Below are 15,600 nucleotides of genomic sequence, written 5' to 3'. Positions count from 1 at the left end.
CGCTGGGAGGGTTGTCCGAGCGGCCGAAGGATCCAGTCTTGAAAACTGGTGGGCAGCAATGTCCCGTGGGTTCGAATCCCACACCCTCCGCCAGATTCGCTTTCACCTGAGCCCCCGCCCGCAGGCTAGAGCAGCCCGCGGGCGGCGAGCTCGGCGCGCAGCGCCGGGACGATGTGCTCGGCGTACGCCACCGTCAGGTGCGTGCGGTCGTAGCGCGTCGGGATGTCGCCCGCGAAGGCGGGGCACACGAGCTCCCAGCAGGTGAGAGGCAGCGAGCTCACGGCGTGGTCGCCGGATGCTGCGGCCACCTGTTCGGCGGCGGATTCCATCTGGCCCCACGTGCTCGAGACACCTGCGGCGCATCCGTACGGCGAGGCGGCGGGGGAATAGCAGCGCCCGAGATCGGCGCCCTCGGGCGGCGGCGCCAGGTGGACGATGCGCCCGGGCATCCCGTAGGTGGCGGCCTCGGCCGCCTGGCCGGCCAGCAGGGCATCGGCCGAGAGGTCTGCGCCCTCGGGCGTGTGGCCGAGCGTGTACGCGTTCGACATCACGACGAGAGTCGGCGCGTCGGCGCGGATCATGGCGCGCACGTCGGCTTTCCGCTGCGGGCACGCCGTCATGACGCCGGCGCCGTCGTTCTGCACGGCGACGTCGGTGAAGCGGCATCCGTAGAGGCCCACGGTCGTCACGCGGATGCCGCCGTCGCTGTCGTCGGCGAGCTTGCGGAACGCGGGCGCGTAGGCCATCGCGGTCGAGTCGCCGACGAGGTAGATGTGCGTGGGGGCGTCCGGATCGCCGGTGCTGCAGCCCGCCGCGGTCGGAGTGGTGTCGGGTGAGAAGCAGTCGCGCGCCGGGTTGCTCGCCGACGACCGGGTCATGACCTCGTCGAGGGAGGGGTGCAGCTCGGGCCACGTGGTCGCGGTCGCGGCCTCGGCGAGCTCCGCCTGCAGGGCGGCGACCGGGTCGCCGGGGTCGGCTGCGGCGGCGTCGCCCGCGGCGTCTGCCGCGCCCGCAGGAGGGAAGGCGACGAGCGATGCCGTGAGGCCGCCGAACACGTTCTGGACGACGAGCACGACGGCGAGGGCGGCGATGCCGAGACCGGATGCCGCGAGCACAGCCGGCGGGCCGAAACGGGCGCGCCACGCGGCCCAGGGGGCGGCGGCGGGCACGGTATGCGGCTCGGGGCCTGCCAGAGTCTGGGGCGCAGCGAGCTCGCGCGTCTCGGGCGAGGCGGCGACCTCGAGCGGCGCAGGAACCGGGCTCGGCGGGCTCGACGGGCTCGGGGATGCGGGCAGGCTCGCTCCCGGGTAGTAGCGCGTCCCGGGTGTCCAGCCTGCGGGACGGGTGCTGAGCGCGCGCGGGGCGGGTACGGCATCCCGAATCGGCGCGGCAGCGGGAGCCGGAACGGACGCGGGGGCCGACACGACCTCCTCGGGCGGCGCCTGCACCCCTCGTACCGCTGAGCCCCCGTACGGCGCGAACCGGAACGGCCGTTCGACCAGGTGGTACGAGGCGACGGCGAGGACGGCCGTGATCGCGAGCACGAGCGCCGTCGTCGCGTCGCGGGCGGGCAGCAGCACGGCGGCGAGCACGATGACCGGGAAGTGCCACAGGTACAGCGAGTACGACACGTCGCCGGCGAAGACGCTCGCGGGGTTCGTCAGCGGGAAGAGGTGCCGGTGCCGCGGATCGCCCGGCACGCCGCCGGCCAGGACGAGCGCCGTCGCGGCGACCGGGAGGGCTGCCCACGGAGCCGGGAAACCGCCCGCCTCGGGATCGATGACGGCGAACGCTGCGACGAGTCCCGCGAGACCGGCCCACGACGCGAGCCCGCCGACGACGGGCGGGATGCGTCGCAGCAGCGGCACTGCCGCGGCGATGAGCGCCCCGGCCGCCAGCTCCCAGGCGCGGGTGAGCGTCGAGAAGTAGGCCGGGACGGCGGCATCCGCGCTCTGCACCAGCGCCCAGGCGAACGACACAGCGACGACGACCGCTGCCAGCGTCGCCACGGCACCGGCCGCCGCCCTACTGCGCCGCCGGGCGGCGGGCAGCAGCGAGACCACCAGCAGGAGCAGCAGCGGCCACGCGAGGTAGAACTGCTCCTCGACCGCGAGCGACCAGAAGTGTTGCAGGGGCGAGACCGCGTCGTCGGCATGGAAGTAGTCCGTGCCCACCGCGGCGAAACGCCAGTTCGCCGCGAAGCCCGCCGACCACAGCCCGTCGAGAAGCGTCTGCTCGGCCCGCGGGCGGTTGAAGGCGAGGAATGCGCTCGCGGTCGTGGCGGCGAGCACGACGACGGCGAGCGGCAGGATGCGGCGGGCGCGCCGGCCGGCGAACGCGGCCAGGCGGATGCCGCCGGTCAGCTGCACCTCGCGCAGCAGCGCTCCGGTGATGAGGAAGCCCGAGACGACGAAGAACACGTCGACGCCCACGAACCCGCCGCGCGGCCACCCGACCGCGTGCGCGCCGATGACCGCGAGGACGGCGAGGGCCCGAAGGCCTTGGATGTCGCGTCGCGGCGTCGGGTGCGGGAGCGTCGGGCTGTTCACATGGCGTCCGGAAGGGCGACCCCGAGTGTAGTGGGAGCGGTCTCACCACCGCGATAGCGCATCGACGTGTCAGCGCAACCCCTGTGCGCAGAAACCTGCGGACCGGGTTCGATCGTGTCATGACTGCTCTTCGTCGAGCGCCTGTCGCCCGCATCGCCGGGACGCTGCTCCGCGGGCTCTTCGCCGCGTCGCTGGCCGTGCGGCGGCCCCGGCCCATCCACGTGCACGGCACCATGTTCAGCGGAACGCTGCGCTGGGTGGGACCCGTGCGTCACTCCGGCATCTCCTGGATCGACGATCCGCCACCCTCGGGCGAGACACCCGTCATCGCCCGGCTCTCGCGGTCGCTCGGGTTCCCCGACGCCGTGCCGGACATCTTCGGGCTCGCCCTCCGCATCCCGGGCGATCCCGCAGCGCCCGAGACCGATGCGGCCGACATCGAGTTCGCATCGACGGGGCGCGGGGTGCCGCTCCGATACGCCCTGTTGCCCCTGCGCCGACCCGAGCGCGCGCGTTTCGGCATCCTGCTGCCGTACCGGGGGCGCCGCGGGCCCGTGCTCCTGTCGGCGACGACCGTCGACGGCGGTCCGGATGCCCACGGCTGGCGGCTCGTGCTCTCGTTCGCCTCGCCGCTCGGCCCCTGGCGACCGTTCGCGCTGCTGGGGCTGCGCCGTGACGTATGGCCGGGCGATCAGCCCCGATTCGACGCCGGACGACGGGTGTTGCCCGGAACCCGGGTCTATCCCTGGGTGCGCGCCCTGCGGCAGCCCTCGTACGACCGCGTGCAGCGGCACGCGTCGCCAGGCCGCGTCGCGTCTTCCACACCGGAGGCGCCGGCGCAACCGGCATGCGAGGTCGCGGCCTCCGCGATGGACTGAGGACGTGCAGCCCGACGAGATCGCCCGTGTCGCCCGTGAGTCCTTCGGCATCGAGGAGCTGCGACCGCAACAGCTCGATGCGATCGAGGCGGCGGTGGCCGGGCGCGACGTGATGGTCGTCTGGGCGACCGGCGCCGGGAAGTCCGCGGTCTACCAGGTGGCTGCGGCCCTCCGCCCCGGCCTCACCGCGATCGTGTCGCCCCTCATCGCGCTGCAGGAGGATCAGCTCGCGCGCATCGAGGAAGCGCCCGACGCCCCCGACGGCGTCGCCCTGAACTCGAGCCGCGGCGCGCGGGCCCAGCGCGAGGCGTGGGACGCGATCCGGTCGGGAGAGGCCTCCTACGTCCTGCTCGCGCCCGAACAGCTCGCGAAGGACGATGTCGTCGCGGAGCTCGCCGAGGCCGGGGTCTCACTTCTCGTCGTCGACGAGGCGCACTGCATCGCCGCGTGGGGGCATGACTTCCGCCCCGACTACCTGATGCTCGGTGAGGTCTCCGAGCGTCTGGGGCGACCGCCGATCCTCGCGCTCACGGCGACGGCCACGAGCCCCGTGCGCACGGAGATCACTGAGCGGCTCGGCATGGACGACCCCGCCATCCTCGTCGGGGATGTCGACCGTCCGAACATCGAGTTGAACGTCAGGCGTCATGCCGACAAGTCGGGCAAACGCGACGCGGTGCTCGACGAGGTCGCCGGCCTGCCGACGCCGGGACTGTTGTACACCGCGACACGGCGCGGCGCCGAGGAGTACGCCGAGGCGCTCCAGGAGCGCGGGATCGATGCCGTCGCCTACCACGCCGGCCTGTCGTCGAAGGATCGCAACCGCGTGCACGAGGCCTTCCACGACGGTGAGGTCGACGTGGTCGTCGCCACCTCGGCCTTCGGCATGGGGATCGACAAAGCCGACGTGCGCTTCGTCGTCCACGCCGACATCCCCGATTCCATCGACGCGTACTACCAGGAGCTGGGTCGCGCCGGTCGCGACGGCGAACCCGCGACGGCCACGCTCCATTACCGGCCCGAGGATCTGTCGCTGCGACGCTTCTTCGCGGCATCCGCTCCCAAGCGCGGCGAGCTCACGCGGCTCGTGGAGGCGATCGCCGGTTCGAAGAAGTCGCGCGCCGAGCTCGCGGCGGCCGGTGGGCTGTCGGCGCGTCGCGTGACGGCTCTGCTCACCGTCCTCGTCGACGCGGGTGCGGTGCGCACGAGTCGTGCCGGGGTGGCGCTGCGGCGGGGGATGACGGTCGAGCGCGCGGTGGACGCGGCGCTGGAGCGGTCCGCGGAGCGGGAGCGCATCGACGCGTCCCGTATCGAGATGCTCCGCAGCTACGCCGAGACCCGGCGGTGCCGGCGTGCGACATTGCTCGGGTATTTCGGGCAGGACTACGTCGAGCCGTGCGAGAGCTGCGACACGTGTGCGGCATCCGCGAACGACCGCGCCGTGCGCGAGGACGACGGGCGCGACTATGCGGACGCGCCCTTCCACGTCGACGACGTCGTCCGCCACCACGAATGGGGCGAGGGGACGGTCATGGCCGTGGAGGACGACCGCGTCACGGTGTTCTTCGAATCGCAGGGGTACAAGGTGCTGGCCACCGAGCTGGTCGCCGAGCGCGGTCTGCTCGAACCCGCCTGACCGCCATCGCGGTCTCGCCCCCTGGGAGCGGCTACCAGTTTCGAGGCGCTTCGGCCCATACGCGGCGTGCGGCTCGTTAGCGTGCACATGAGCGACCAGCACGCCAGGCGGTGGCGACTGAAAATGGGGGGCGTCGCCGCCTCGCGTGTCCGGGGCGCTCACGGACTTTCCAGACATCCGTCCCTATGATGAGTCGGTCACCCGGGAGTGTCCGTACGACGCGAGCAGCGTCCACCCGAACGCACTCCTCACCGGCCCGTCGAGAGGACACCCGTGAGCGCACGTTCCGATGCGAAGGCGTCGCGGCGCCGTCGTCGTCCCGTCGCCCGGCACGGCCAGCTGCGGTCGCCGAATCCGCTGACGCAGATCCTCGCGGTGCTCGGTGTCATGGTCGCCGTCGTGGTCGTCAGTGGTGTCGCCGTGAGCGGCTTCTACGTGTGGAACGCCACCCAGGTCGTGGCCGACGCCGGCGTTTCGATCGGTGACGACGACACGCAGCTGCCCCCGACCATCGGCGAGATCGAGGGCGGCGTGAACATGCTCGTCGTCGGAACGGACTCGTGCGAGGGCGCCAACGCCGAACTCTCGTCGGCCTGCAAGAACAAGGACACCGAGGGCGAGCGCAACGATGTGACGATGCTCGTGCACATCAGCGACGAGCCGCGACGAGTGACCGTCATCTCGTTCCCGCGCGACATGGTCGTGCCCATCCCGGCCTGCACCGGCGAGGACGGCACCCAGTATTCAGCGATGAGCGCGCAGATGCTCAACGTCTCGTACATGTACGGCGGCCTCGCGTGCTCGGTCAGCACGATCGAAGAGCTGACGGGCATCGACATCCAGTTCGCCGCGGCGACCCGCTGGACCGGCGTCATCAACATGTCCGACGCTATCGGCGGGGTCGACGTCTGCGTCTCCGACGACGTCAACGACGTGCACACGGGTCTGAGCCTCGCGAAGGGGAACCACACCCTCCAGGGCACGGAGGCGTTGCAGTTCCTGCGCACGCGATACGCGATCGGCGACGGCTCCGACCTCGGTCGCATCTCGAACCAGCAGCAGTTCATGAGTTCGATGGTGCGCAAGCTGCAGTCCGACGGCGTGCTCGGCAACCCGGCCGCGCTGCTCAACCTCGCCACCACGGCCGTCGACCAGGTCGCCACCGGACAGATCAAGCTCAGCTCGTCGCTGTCGAGCCCGCAGCGGATGGTGCAGATCGCTCTCGCCATGCGCAGCGTACCCTACGAGGACATCGTGTTCGTGCAGTACCCCACGGCCTACGTCAACGGGGGGTCGCGCGTGCAGCCGGTCGAGAGCGCCGCGAAGGTGCTGTTCGACGCGCTCGCCGCCAACCAGCCGGTGCAGCTGAGCGGCTCGACGAGCGACGGGTACGGGACCGAGGTCGTTGGTGAGGCCGCTCCGCCCGCCCCTGCCCCGACTGATTCCGCAGCACCCGCCGACCCGGAGGCGACCACGGATGCGCCCGCGACAGATGCGCCCGATGCCGGTGCGCAGGTCGTGCTGCCCGAGTCGGTCACGGGCCAGACCGCGGCGCAGGTGACCTGCACCGTCAGCTCGCGCTGAGACGGGGGCTTTCCGACCTCGATTCGGAGCCTGCGTCGGCGCGGGCTATGATTGCTGGGTGCATCCGCGCCGTCTCGCGTCGGATGCCGTGGAGACGTCGCATAGTCAGGCCTAGTGCACCACCCTGCTAAGGTGGAGTCCCCGTAAGGGGACCGAGGGTTCAAATCCCTCCGTCTCCGCCACCAAAGAAGCCCCGGTCCGCCGGGGCTTCTTCCTTTCTCGGCGCTCAGTGCTGCGGGGGTGCCTTCTTCAGACCTTGGCCGTGAGCGCCGAGATCGAGACACTGCGGTGCCGTCCCGCGACAGAGTCGGACGTGACCCACGTCCTGGCCCTGTGGGACCCGGCGGCGGAGAACGACGCCCGTTCAGCCGACGGCCGCGGAGCGGTGCTGGCGCTCCTCAGTCGCGACCCGGACGCGCTCGACCCGGCGGTGCTCGACGGCCGGCTCGTTGTTTCGCTGATCTCGGTTGGGATGGATGGCGCGGAGCGCGTAGCCGCGGCGGACTAGCCGCAGGGGAGTGCTTACGCTGACCGGACGGGTGCGTCTGGGTCGTGCCTGATCTGTCCGCCCTCGGCGGGGAATCGGCGTCGTAGTCGGTGACTGCGCGAGCGAGACGCCGGTGACAAGTCACGAGGGTTGCGGGCACGGAGCGGCTCCCCAACGCGCGGCGGGGGTCATGCTCTATGCACATGACCCCCGCCGCGCGTTGACGCCTACTGTCCCCGACGCCGCACAGCCCACCAGATGCATACACCTACCGCAAACGCCGCAAGCACGGTCGCCAAAGGGATGACCGAACCCAGCAGCAACTCCTCGACGGGGCGCGGTGCGAGCGCTGCGGATACAGCCAGCACCACACCAGAGACGACTGCGATGACGAGCAGTGAGGCAAGAAGTCCTTTTGCGCGCTTATTGATCGTCATAAACTCATCTCATCTGTCCGATGTCCTCAACTGCAGCGGTAACTCACCCACGGCTTGGGGTTCGACTGCAGATCGAAAGTTATGTAGAACGTGTTCTGGCATAGCCCATTGTTCTTGATGTACTCGCCGGCGCTCTGAATCGCTCCTGTTATGAAGCCGCAAGACACCCAGCCTATGCCGGGGATGGCACAGAGCGCGACGTTCAATGCGCCTAGTCCGCCGGATGCGAGCGCTTGTTGGTCGGCCCGGCTGAGGTCCACGATGATCAACCGTGGAAGGAAGCGGGTGTCGATACCGAACCGCGGCGCCACTCCAGGCGACGTTGGGTCAGGCGCGGCGAGCTCGGACACCACGGTGAGAGTCGCGCCCTTGTACTCGTATGTAGAGCGTTTCTCGTTGCGGTTGGACGTCTCGCTAATCAAGAGGGCATTCGCCTCGAGCTCTGCCGCGATCGCTGCCATGACCTCAGAGTCGGGATTCGTGGAGGCTTGCGCTATGGATTGCGCTTCTTGTGTCGGCTTTGGAGTGATGGTTGCGGCGTTCGCGGCGCCGGCCCCGATCCCCGAAAGCGATGCTGAGATCGTTACAGCAGTGATGACCGCCGCGGCGAGGCGACTTGGTCTCTTCCTTTTAGTTTGCATGAATGCGCTCCATTTGTTGTCGTTTCGGTATCGCGGCAGTGCCAGTCAATCACACATGACCTTGCTGCGCCACGGACGTTCGGAAATCAGCAATTTCGAACTGTGTTCCGGTCCGAGCACCTTCTTGATTCGCGCACAGCGCGCGCTTAGTCGCTTCTTATGTAAGAGATATCCGTGTCATATTCCCCGAACCTCGTGGTCAGTCCTGGGTATCTTTGAGGCCAGTTGGAGTGGCCATGAGGTCCCGCGTCCGCATGTGAATGCTTCAAGGATTCGTGCCTTTTTTGCTCCTGGCCGCAGCGGGGCGACGTGTCGGCGGCCCTGCGGGCGCGCCTCGATGGCGTTGCCGCTGACCCGACGGCCTTCGCCCGGGCGCGCCCTGGGAGGATAGGGGCATGACTGCTCGACGCACGCTCCTGGTCGGATCCGGCAAGGTCGCCACTCGCCTCGGCGAGAGTCTCGTCGATGCGGGCCAGGAGGTCGTCGCGATCCGGCGGAGCGCCGGCGGCATCCGGCCTGCGTTCACGCCGATCGTCGCCGATCTGGCAGCGCCGCTCGACACGACGCTGCCCGCGGTCGACGCGATGGTGGTCACGCTTCCGCCGGGGGATGAACCCGGCTTCTACCGCGCCGCGCTGGAGCGCATCGCGCGAGCGGTGCCGAAGCCGCCCGAGCGCACCGTCTTCGTGTCGTCGACGCGGGTCTTCGAGGGGTGGGGTCCGGAACGTGCTCTCGACGAGGCCGACGAGCCTCGGCCCACGAGCGCGCGCGGCGAACAGCTCGTCGACGGCGAGCATGCGGCTCGCGAGCTGTTCGACGCGATCGTCGTGCGGCCCGCCGGGATCTACGGCCCCGGACGTGAGCGGCTGATCCGGCAGGTGCTCGCGGGCGAGGCGGTCGACTATGACCGTCGCACGAACCGCATCCACGAGGTCGACCTCGTCCGTGCTCTCGTGCGGCTGCTCGACGCGGATGCGCCGCCGACGTTGTTGCACGGGGTCGATCGGCGACCCGCGACCCTCGGTGAGGTGGTCGAGTTCATCGCGGATCGCCTCGGGGTCGACGCTCCGCGGCGCGCGGAGGTGGACCCCGACGCCGACCGCGGCAAGGTGCTCGACGGCTCGCGCCTCGCCGCGATGATCGACTTCACGTTCCCGACGTTCGTCGAGGGCTACGGACAGGTCATCGCCGACCGCGGCTGATCGCCGCGCCCAGCGACGCCGATTCGGCCGTCGGAGCCGATACAGCCGTCGGATCGGCGGTGCGGGTGTTGCCTGTGGCGGGGTCCGAGACCACATCAGCCCCGGCAGTCCGACGAATGTATCGGCTCGGGCGCGGCGAGTTCAGGCTCAGGCCGAGCGCGGACGCAGCAGGCCGACGAGCAGCAGGCGCATCGCCGCAACCGGGTCGGTGTCGTCGGTCAGCCAGCGGATCTGGATGCCTTCCCATCCGCTGATCACGAGGTCGGCGAGGGCGCGGGGGTCGTCTCGCGCCTCCAGGCGGCCGCGGGCGCAGTCGTCGGCGATGGCCGCGGCGTAGGTCTCGGTGACCGCGCGGTAGCGCTCGAGCAGCCACGCGTGCGCCTCGTGCTCGGGGTGCGTGGCCTCGGCCGACACGATCGAGAACATGCGCACGAGCTCGCGCCGCGCGAGGTTGCGTTCGACGATCGCCAGCACGCTCGGGATGAACCCGTCGCGCGCGGCGCGCGCGGGGAAGTCGGTGTCGGCGGCATCCTCCTGCTCGAGTACCGCCGCCAGCAGCGAGACCTTCGTGGGGAAGTGGTGCATCACGGTCGTCAGGCTCAGGTCGAGTTGCTTGGCGATCTGGCGGAGCGACCCGCCGCGGTACCCGTGGGTGCCGAACACGACGGTCGCCGACGCCACGATCTCGGCGCGGCGAGCGGCGCTCTTCGCGTACGGCCCGCGAGGGTGGGCGGGGTCGGATGCCATGACCTGAGCGTAGAACACGCCAATCCCGTGCATCTGCACGTGTTTGGGTCTACGCTGATCGCATGGCAACGGATGACACGACGTACCGCTGGGTGAAGGACGGGGCGCTCGGCCCGGGACGCATGCGCTACGGCGCCGATTACAACCCCGAGCAGTGGCCCCGCGAGGTGTGGGACGAGGACGTCCGGCTGATGCGCGAGGCCGGGGTCAACATCGTCTCGCTGGGCATCTTCTCGTGGGCGCTGCTCGAACCGCGCCCCGGCCAGTGGGACTTCGGCTGGCTCGACGAGGTCATCGAGATGCTCCACACCAACGGCATCGACGTCGATCTCGCCACCGCGACCGCGTCGCCGCCGCCGTGGCTCGCCAAGCTGCACCCCGAGATCCTGCCGCAGACGATCGACGGGACGACGCTCTGGCCGGGAGCGCGGCAGCACTGGCGGCCGACATCGCCGGTGTTCCGCGAGTACGCACTGCGGCTGACCCGTGCGCTCGCCGAGCGCTACGCCGACCACCCGGCTGTCGTGGCCTGGCACATCTCGAACGAGCTCGGCTGCCACAACCTCTACGACTTCTCGGATGACGCCGCCCGCGCGTTCCGGGTGTGGCTGCAGGAGCGTTACACGACCCTCGACGCGCTCAACGAGGCCTGGGGCACGGCCTTCTGGTCGCAGCACTACGAGGAGTGGGACGAGATCCTGCCCCCGCGCGCCGCCCCGACGCAGCGCAACCCCGGGCAGCAGCTCGACTTCGAGCGCTTCTCGTCGGATGCCGTGCGCGACCACCTCCGCGCCGAGAACGCGGTGCTCGCCGAGGTGACCCCGGGCATCCCGCGCACGACGAACTTCATGGTCGCCCAGAACGTCCGCGACATCGATTACCCCTCGTGGGTCGGCGACGTCGACTTCGTCTCGAACGACCACTACCTGCGTCCCGGCGAGCTCGGGCGCGACGACCTGTCGTTCTGGTCGAACCTCACGGGCAACATCGCCGGCGGCCGGCCCTGGTTCCTCATGGAGCACGCGCCGAGCGCGGTGAACTGGCGTGCAGTGAACCCGCCCAAGCGTCCCGGCGAACTGGTGCGCGATGCCCTGACCCATGTCGGGCACGGTGCGGACGCCGTCTGCTACTTCCAGTGGCGGCAGTCGCGCGCCGGGGGCGAGCGCTACCACTCCGGCATGGTCCCGCACGCGGGCGCCGAGAGCCGGGTGTTCCGAGACATCGTCGACCTCGGGTCGCAGTTGCGCGACCTCGCTCCCGTCACCGGAAGCCGGCGCGAGCGGGCCCGCGTCGCGCTGGTGTTCGACTACGAGTCGTGGTGGGTCAGCGGACGCGACTCGCACCCCTCCGAGTCGCCCGCGTACGACGACGAGACCCTGCTGTGGTACCGGGCGCTCCTCGACCTCGGTGTGCGCGTCGACGTCGTTCCCGTCGCGACCGACCTCGCCGGCTACGAGGTCGTCGTCGCCCCGATGCTCCACGTCATCCCGGCGGCGCTGCGCGAGCGTCTGACCGCTTTCGTCGCGGCGGGCGGGCACCTCGTGACCACCTACTTCTCGGGTGTCGTCGACGAGAACGACCGGGTGTGGCTCGGCGGCTACCCGGGTGCGCTGCGCGACCTGCTCGGCATCACGATCGAGGAGTTCGTGCCGATGCTGCCGGGCGAGACGGCATCCCTCGCGTCGGGCGCGGTCGTCCGCGACTGGAGCGAGCGCATCGCGCGTGTCGAGCCGGATGTCGACGTGCTCGACGTGTACGTCGGTGGCGACCTCGACGGCGCCCCGGCCGTCACGCGCCGCCGAGGCGGCCAGGACGGCGGCGCCGGGAGCGCCACGTACGTGTCGGCTGCGATCGGGCGCGCAGGGGCCGCTGACGTCATGCGGCGCTTGGCCGGCGACATCCCGGCGCTCGCGGCAGACCCGCTCGCGGCCGACGGAGACATCGACGTGATCGTCCGCCGCCACGAGGACGGACGTTACGTGTTCCTGGCGAACCGCACGGATGCGGAGGTCGTGGTGACTGCGGCCGGTGACCTGCTCGCCGGTGCCGCCGAGCGCGGTGCGTCGGACGCGGTCACGATCGCCCCGCGCGGAGTCGCGGTGCTCGCGCAGGAGGGCTGAGCCGCGCGACAATGACCGCATGACCGACACGGACGGCACGCTGGCGTGGCTTCTGGACACCGACCCGTCGCTGCGCTGGCAGGTGGAGCGCGACCTTATCGGCGCTCCACCTGCGGTGTGGCAGGCAACGCGTGCCCGCGTCGCCACGGAGGGCAACGGTGCGCGCCTGCTTCGCGAGCAGGGCGAGGACGGCCAGTGGGAGGGCGGCGCCTACTTCCCCGCGGGGTTCTTCGACAGCCCCGAGGTGCGCGCGCCGGGACAGCCCTGGACGGCGACCACCTGGACCCTGAAAGACCTGCGGGAGTGGGGTCTGGATGCGGCCGTCCTCGGCGACACCGCGGAACGGCTCCGGCGCAACAGCCGGTGGGAGTACGACGACCTGCCCTACTGGGACGGCGAGATCGATGTGTGCATCAACTCGTACACGCTCGCAACCGGTGCCTGGCTGGGCGTCGACGTGAGCCGGCTCGCGCGGTGGTTCCCCGAGCATCAGCTCGCCGACGGCGGGTGGAACTGCGAGGCGGAGGAGGGTCGGTCGACCCGCGGATCGTTCCATTCGACGCTCAACGCGCTGCGGGGCATGCTCGCGTGGGAGCAGATCACGGGCGATCCGGCCCTCCGCGAGAGCCGGCACCGGGGCGAGGAGTACCTGCTATCACGACGGTTGGCCTTCCGTGCCTCGACCGGCGAGCCGGTGGGCGACTTCGTGACGGAGTTCGTCTACCCCAACCGCCACCGCTACAGCGTGCTCGTCGCCCTCGACCACTTTCGCGCCGCCGCGCTCGTTGAGGGTGTGGCCCCCGACCCGCGGATGGCGGAGGCGATCGAGATGGTCCGCGCCGCGCGCGCGGCCGACGGCACGTGGCACCAGGGGAGGCCTCTGGCCGGGCGCGTCTGGTTCGACATCGACGTCGCCGAGGGGGAACCGTCGCCGTGGCTGACGTTCATCGCGTCACGCGTGCTGCACTGGTGGGATGCCGCCGCCGCTCAGCCCCAGCCGCCGAGGTAGGCGGCGAGGTCCGGCTCGTCGGTGACGACACGGATCGCCGAGGTGGTCGCCGACGCAGCGGGGAAGAGGTCGGAGCGCTGCCAGCGCTCCGCGCGGGCTCGGGCGCGCACCGAGGTCATCCGCACCAGCGGCTCGCCATCGGGCGAGTGCAGCGTCAGCTGCCCGAGGACCTCGTCGTCGATCCGCGCCAGTGACGCGGCGAGGACATCGGCGTCGGCGGCGACACGCACGGGACGCAGCAGCTCGATGACGACCCGGACCCGGTCGAACGCGGCATCCGCGTCGGCATCCGCATCAGGGCGTTGCGGAAGCGCGGCAGCGCGGCCCGAGGCTGCGCCGAGTGCCGCCAACGTGCTGTCCAGAGCGAGGAACCGCTGCCCGGCGCTCGCATCAGACGGTGCGACGACGGCGATGTCGGGGTGCGTCGGACGCAGGCCGCGGCCGGCGGACCCCACGACGGGGATGAGATCGCTCAGTCGGATCGTCTCGGCGTTCCGGCGCGCGACCGCCCCTTCATCGCGCCCGGCCGCATCCGGTCCGTCGTGCCAGGCGACCGCTGCGGGCACGTGGGCGAGCAGCGCACCGTGCAGCCACGCGCGATAGGTCCACTCCCAGTCCTCGCCGCCGTACGTCGTGAAGGTCTCGTCGAAGCCCCCCGTCGCGTCGAACAAGACGCGCGAACACGCGATGACCGCGCCGATGACGTGGCGGTAACTGCGGTCGTCGGCGAGAAGGAGGTTCTCGGTGCGGCGATATTCCGCGGCAAGCCAGCCGGGTTCGGGCAACGCCCGCTGTTCCGCCTGGTCGGCGAGTCGGGCGGCATCGACCCCCGACAGGTCGGCGTGCCGCCGCCTCCCGACCGTGACGCAGTCGGGTGCGAGTGCGGGCAGGCGGGTCAGCTCGCGTACGAAGGCGGGCTCGGGGGCGGTGTCGGCATCGAGGAACACGAGCACGTCGCCGTGCGCCGCCGCGGCTCCGAGGTTGCGGACGGCGGCGAGCCGGAAGCCCCGGTCCTCGTGGCGCACGAGCTCGACGCCCGCCGGGACGGCGGGAGGCTCGGGCGAGCCGTCGTCGGCGACGATGATCTGCAGCCGGTCGGCCGGATGATCCTGCAACCGCAGGGCGGCGAGAGTACGGGCGAGCTGTTCGGGCTGGCGATAGTGCGCGACGATCACCGACACCGTCGGCGGCTCGTCGGGCCAGCGGCCGTCGAGGAGATCCCACCGGTTACCGGGCAGCGGGGTGCCGGCGGGAGTGGCCGCAGTCACCGCGACATCCCCCGCCACCAGGCGAGGTACGACCCGGCCGCATCGGCGAGATCGGGACGCAGCGGGTGGCCGGGTTCGAGGCGCGTCGTGGCCGGGTCCTCCCACGCCGCCGCGAGGAGACCGGCGAGTTCGGCCGGATCGAACAGGATCGACGTGCCGGGCCGCAACCGGTCCATCTCGTCGCTGTACCGCGATCGGACGACGAGTGGTCGGCGTCCCGCCTCGATCCAGTCGAGCATCGACCGAGACGCCGAGACGTGCTCATGCGCGGCGACGGGGATGCCGGGCTCGTGCAACCGAGCGCTGAAGTCGTCGTCGCCGAGGAACCCGGTGATCTCGAATCTGCCGCCGAGGTCGGCGGCGAGGCGGTGAAGAGCCGCGACGTCGTCGTCGTGACCCGGCGAAGCGGCGCCCAGGGCGCGGACGACGGCGTCGCCGACCGGCCGGCCCGACGCGCGCAGCGCGTCCACCGCCGCGGCGGCGGCGCGGAGGGCGGGCTCGTGGCCCTTTCCGGGGTAGACGAACCCGGCGATGAGGACGACGAGGTCGGCCACGGTGGCCGGAACGTCGACCACCGGAGCTGCACCGACGCGGGTTCCGAGCGGAATCACGTGGGGCCGCAGCCCGTCGCCGAGGTGCTCCGACACGAGCAGACGCTCATGGTCGCTGTTGACGGCCACGGCGTCGGCGGCGTCGAAGAAGCGGCGGTAGGCCGAGACGCGGCGGTCGTACTTCGTGCCGTCGGACGGTTGCGGCAGATCATGCAGCGTGAGACTCAGCCGGCAGACGCGGCTGAGCGCCTCGACCGCCGCGGCGGCGGCCTCGAGGCTCGAGCCGAGCAGTCGATCGGTCGCGTGGAGGTGCACGTGCTCTCCCGGCGCGATCGCCCCCAGCGCGCCGTCGAGATCGGACACAGCGACGCTGCGCAGTCTCGGGTCGAGCCGGCGGGCGGCGGCGACGACGTCGGAGCCGTAATCGGTGACCCCGTGTCCGGCGGGACCCCAGACGAGGCAGAGAGGAGGGGCGGCGGCGGGCATCCGGT

The 15,600-nt window shown here is 71.1% G+C and carries 12 protein-coding genes and 2 tRNA genes; 9 read left to right on the top strand and 5 right to left on the bottom strand.

Going from position 1 to position 15,600, the window contains the following annotated elements; translation table 11 throughout:
* Positions 1 to 5: 5 nt before the first annotated feature.
* A tRNA-Ser gene (locus tag ACU6RU_RS02265) sits at positions 6 to 93 on the top strand.
* A 32-nt stretch (positions 94 to 125) separates the two neighbouring features.
* Here ACU6RU_RS02265 and ACU6RU_RS02260 read toward each other — a convergent pair.
* Complete coding sequence (locus ACU6RU_RS02260; protein ID WP_446725795.1) at positions 126 to 2,549, bottom strand: acyltransferase family protein; 2,424 nt, start codon at positions 2,547 to 2,549, stop codon at positions 126 to 128.
* Positions 2,550 to 2,668: 119 nt separating this feature from the next.
* Between ACU6RU_RS02260 and ACU6RU_RS02255 the strand changes: the two genes are divergently transcribed.
* From ACU6RU_RS02255 to ACU6RU_RS02235, 5 genes are all read left to right on the top strand, one after another.
* Positions 2,669 to 3,427 carry a hypothetical protein gene (locus ACU6RU_RS02255; RefSeq protein WP_446725794.1) on the top strand — a complete coding sequence of 253 codons (759 nt, stop codon included), beginning with the start codon at positions 2,669 to 2,671 and terminating at the stop codon, positions 3,425 to 3,427.
* Between the two features lie 4 nt (positions 3,428 to 3,431).
* Positions 3,432 to 5,063 (top strand): RecQ family ATP-dependent DNA helicase, encoded by a 1,632-nt coding sequence (locus tag ACU6RU_RS02250; RefSeq protein ID WP_446725793.1) that lies wholly within the window; start codon positions 3,432 to 3,434, stop codon positions 5,061 to 5,063.
* A gap of 273 nt (positions 5,064 to 5,336) precedes the next feature.
* Positions 5,337 to 6,647: an LCP family protein gene (locus ACU6RU_RS02245; RefSeq protein WP_446725792.1), complete on the top strand. Its 1,311-nt coding sequence runs from the start codon at positions 5,337 to 5,339 to the stop codon at positions 6,645 to 6,647.
* Between the two features lie 90 nt (positions 6,648 to 6,737).
* Positions 6,738 to 6,829: transfer RNA gene (locus ACU6RU_RS02240), tRNA-Ser, on the top strand.
* A gap of 80 nt (positions 6,830 to 6,909) precedes the next feature.
* On the top strand, positions 6,910 to 7,155 hold the full coding sequence (locus tag ACU6RU_RS02235; RefSeq protein WP_446725791.1) for a hypothetical protein: 246 nt from the start codon (positions 6,910 to 6,912) through the stop codon (positions 7,153 to 7,155).
* A 442-nt stretch (positions 7,156 to 7,597) separates the two neighbouring features.
* Here ACU6RU_RS02235 and ACU6RU_RS02230 read toward each other — a convergent pair whose 3' ends face one another.
* Complete coding sequence (locus ACU6RU_RS02230) at positions 7,598 to 8,032, bottom strand: hypothetical protein (RefSeq protein WP_446725790.1); 435 nt, start codon at positions 8,030 to 8,032, stop codon at positions 7,598 to 7,600.
* A 575-nt stretch (positions 8,033 to 8,607) separates the two neighbouring features.
* Between ACU6RU_RS02230 and ACU6RU_RS02225 the strand changes: the two genes are divergently transcribed.
* The gene (locus ACU6RU_RS02225) at positions 8,608 to 9,414 is read left to right on the top strand and encodes a sugar nucleotide-binding protein (RefSeq protein WP_446725789.1); all 807 of its coding nucleotides are present in this window, start codon (positions 8,608 to 8,610) and stop codon (positions 9,412 to 9,414) included.
* A 147-nt stretch (positions 9,415 to 9,561) separates the two neighbouring features.
* Here the strand turns inward: ACU6RU_RS02225 and ACU6RU_RS02220 are convergent, their stop codons facing one another.
* The gene (locus ACU6RU_RS02220; RefSeq protein ID WP_289330905.1) at positions 9,562 to 10,161 is read right to left on the bottom strand and encodes a TetR/AcrR family transcriptional regulator; all 600 of its coding nucleotides are present in this window, start codon (positions 10,159 to 10,161) and stop codon (positions 9,562 to 9,564) included.
* 62 nt (positions 10,162 to 10,223) lie between these two features.
* Between ACU6RU_RS02220 and ACU6RU_RS02215 the strand changes: the two genes are divergently transcribed.
* Positions 10,224 to 12,281, top strand: coding sequence for a beta-galactosidase (locus ACU6RU_RS02215; protein ID WP_446725788.1), 2,058 nt, complete (start codon positions 10,224 to 10,226; stop codon positions 12,279 to 12,281).
* A 19-nt stretch (positions 12,282 to 12,300) separates the two neighbouring features.
* Positions 12,301 to 13,290, top strand: a complete 990-nt coding sequence (locus tag ACU6RU_RS02210) for a squalene cyclase (RefSeq protein ID WP_289330907.1) — start codon at positions 12,301 to 12,303, stop codon at positions 13,288 to 13,290.
* Here ACU6RU_RS02210 and ACU6RU_RS02205 read toward each other — a convergent pair.
* On the bottom strand, positions 13,269 to 14,558 hold the full coding sequence (locus tag ACU6RU_RS02205; protein WP_446725787.1) for a glycosyltransferase: 1,290 nt from the start codon (positions 14,556 to 14,558) through the stop codon (positions 13,269 to 13,271). The two genes, ACU6RU_RS02210 and ACU6RU_RS02205, sit on opposite strands and share 22 nt — an antisense overlap.
* On the bottom strand, positions 14,555 to 15,595 hold the full coding sequence (locus ACU6RU_RS02200) for a hypothetical protein (RefSeq protein WP_289330909.1): 1,041 nt from the start codon (positions 15,593 to 15,595) through the stop codon (positions 14,555 to 14,557). Before ACU6RU_RS02200 ends, ACU6RU_RS02205 begins: the two co-directional genes overlap by 4 nt.
* Positions 15,596 to 15,600 lie beyond the last annotated feature (5 nt).

The organism is Microbacterium sp. F1-18 (assembly GCF_052921305.1).
The sequence above is the reverse complement of the archived record's forward strand: the minus strand, read 5'-3'. Positions and strand labels throughout refer to the sequence as shown.

Coding starts and splice junctions, on each gene's coding strand:
- ACU6RU_RS02255 (WP_446725794.1), top strand. CDS start 2,669: ATGACTGCTCTTCGTCGAGCGCCTGTCGCCCGCATCGCCGGGACGCTG.
- ACU6RU_RS02230 (WP_446725790.1), bottom strand. CDS start 8,032: ATGGCAGCGATCGCGGCAGAGCTCGAGGCGAATGCCCTCTTGATTAGC.
- ACU6RU_RS02225 (WP_446725789.1), top strand. CDS start 8,608: ATGACTGCTCGACGCACGCTCCTGGTCGGATCCGGCAAGGTCGCCACT.
- ACU6RU_RS02220 (WP_289330905.1), bottom strand. CDS start 10,161: ATGGCATCCGACCCCGCCCACCCTCGCGGGCCGTACGCGAAGAGCGCC.
- ACU6RU_RS02215 (WP_446725788.1), top strand. CDS start 10,224: ATGGCAACGGATGACACGACGTACCGCTGGGTGAAGGACGGGGCGCTC.
- ACU6RU_RS02210 (WP_289330907.1), top strand. CDS start 12,301: ATGACCGACACGGACGGCACGCTGGCGTGGCTTCTGGACACCGACCCG.
- ACU6RU_RS02200 (WP_289330909.1), bottom strand. CDS start 15,595: ATGCCCGCCGCCGCCCCTCCTCTCTGCCTCGTCTGGGGTCCCGCCGGA.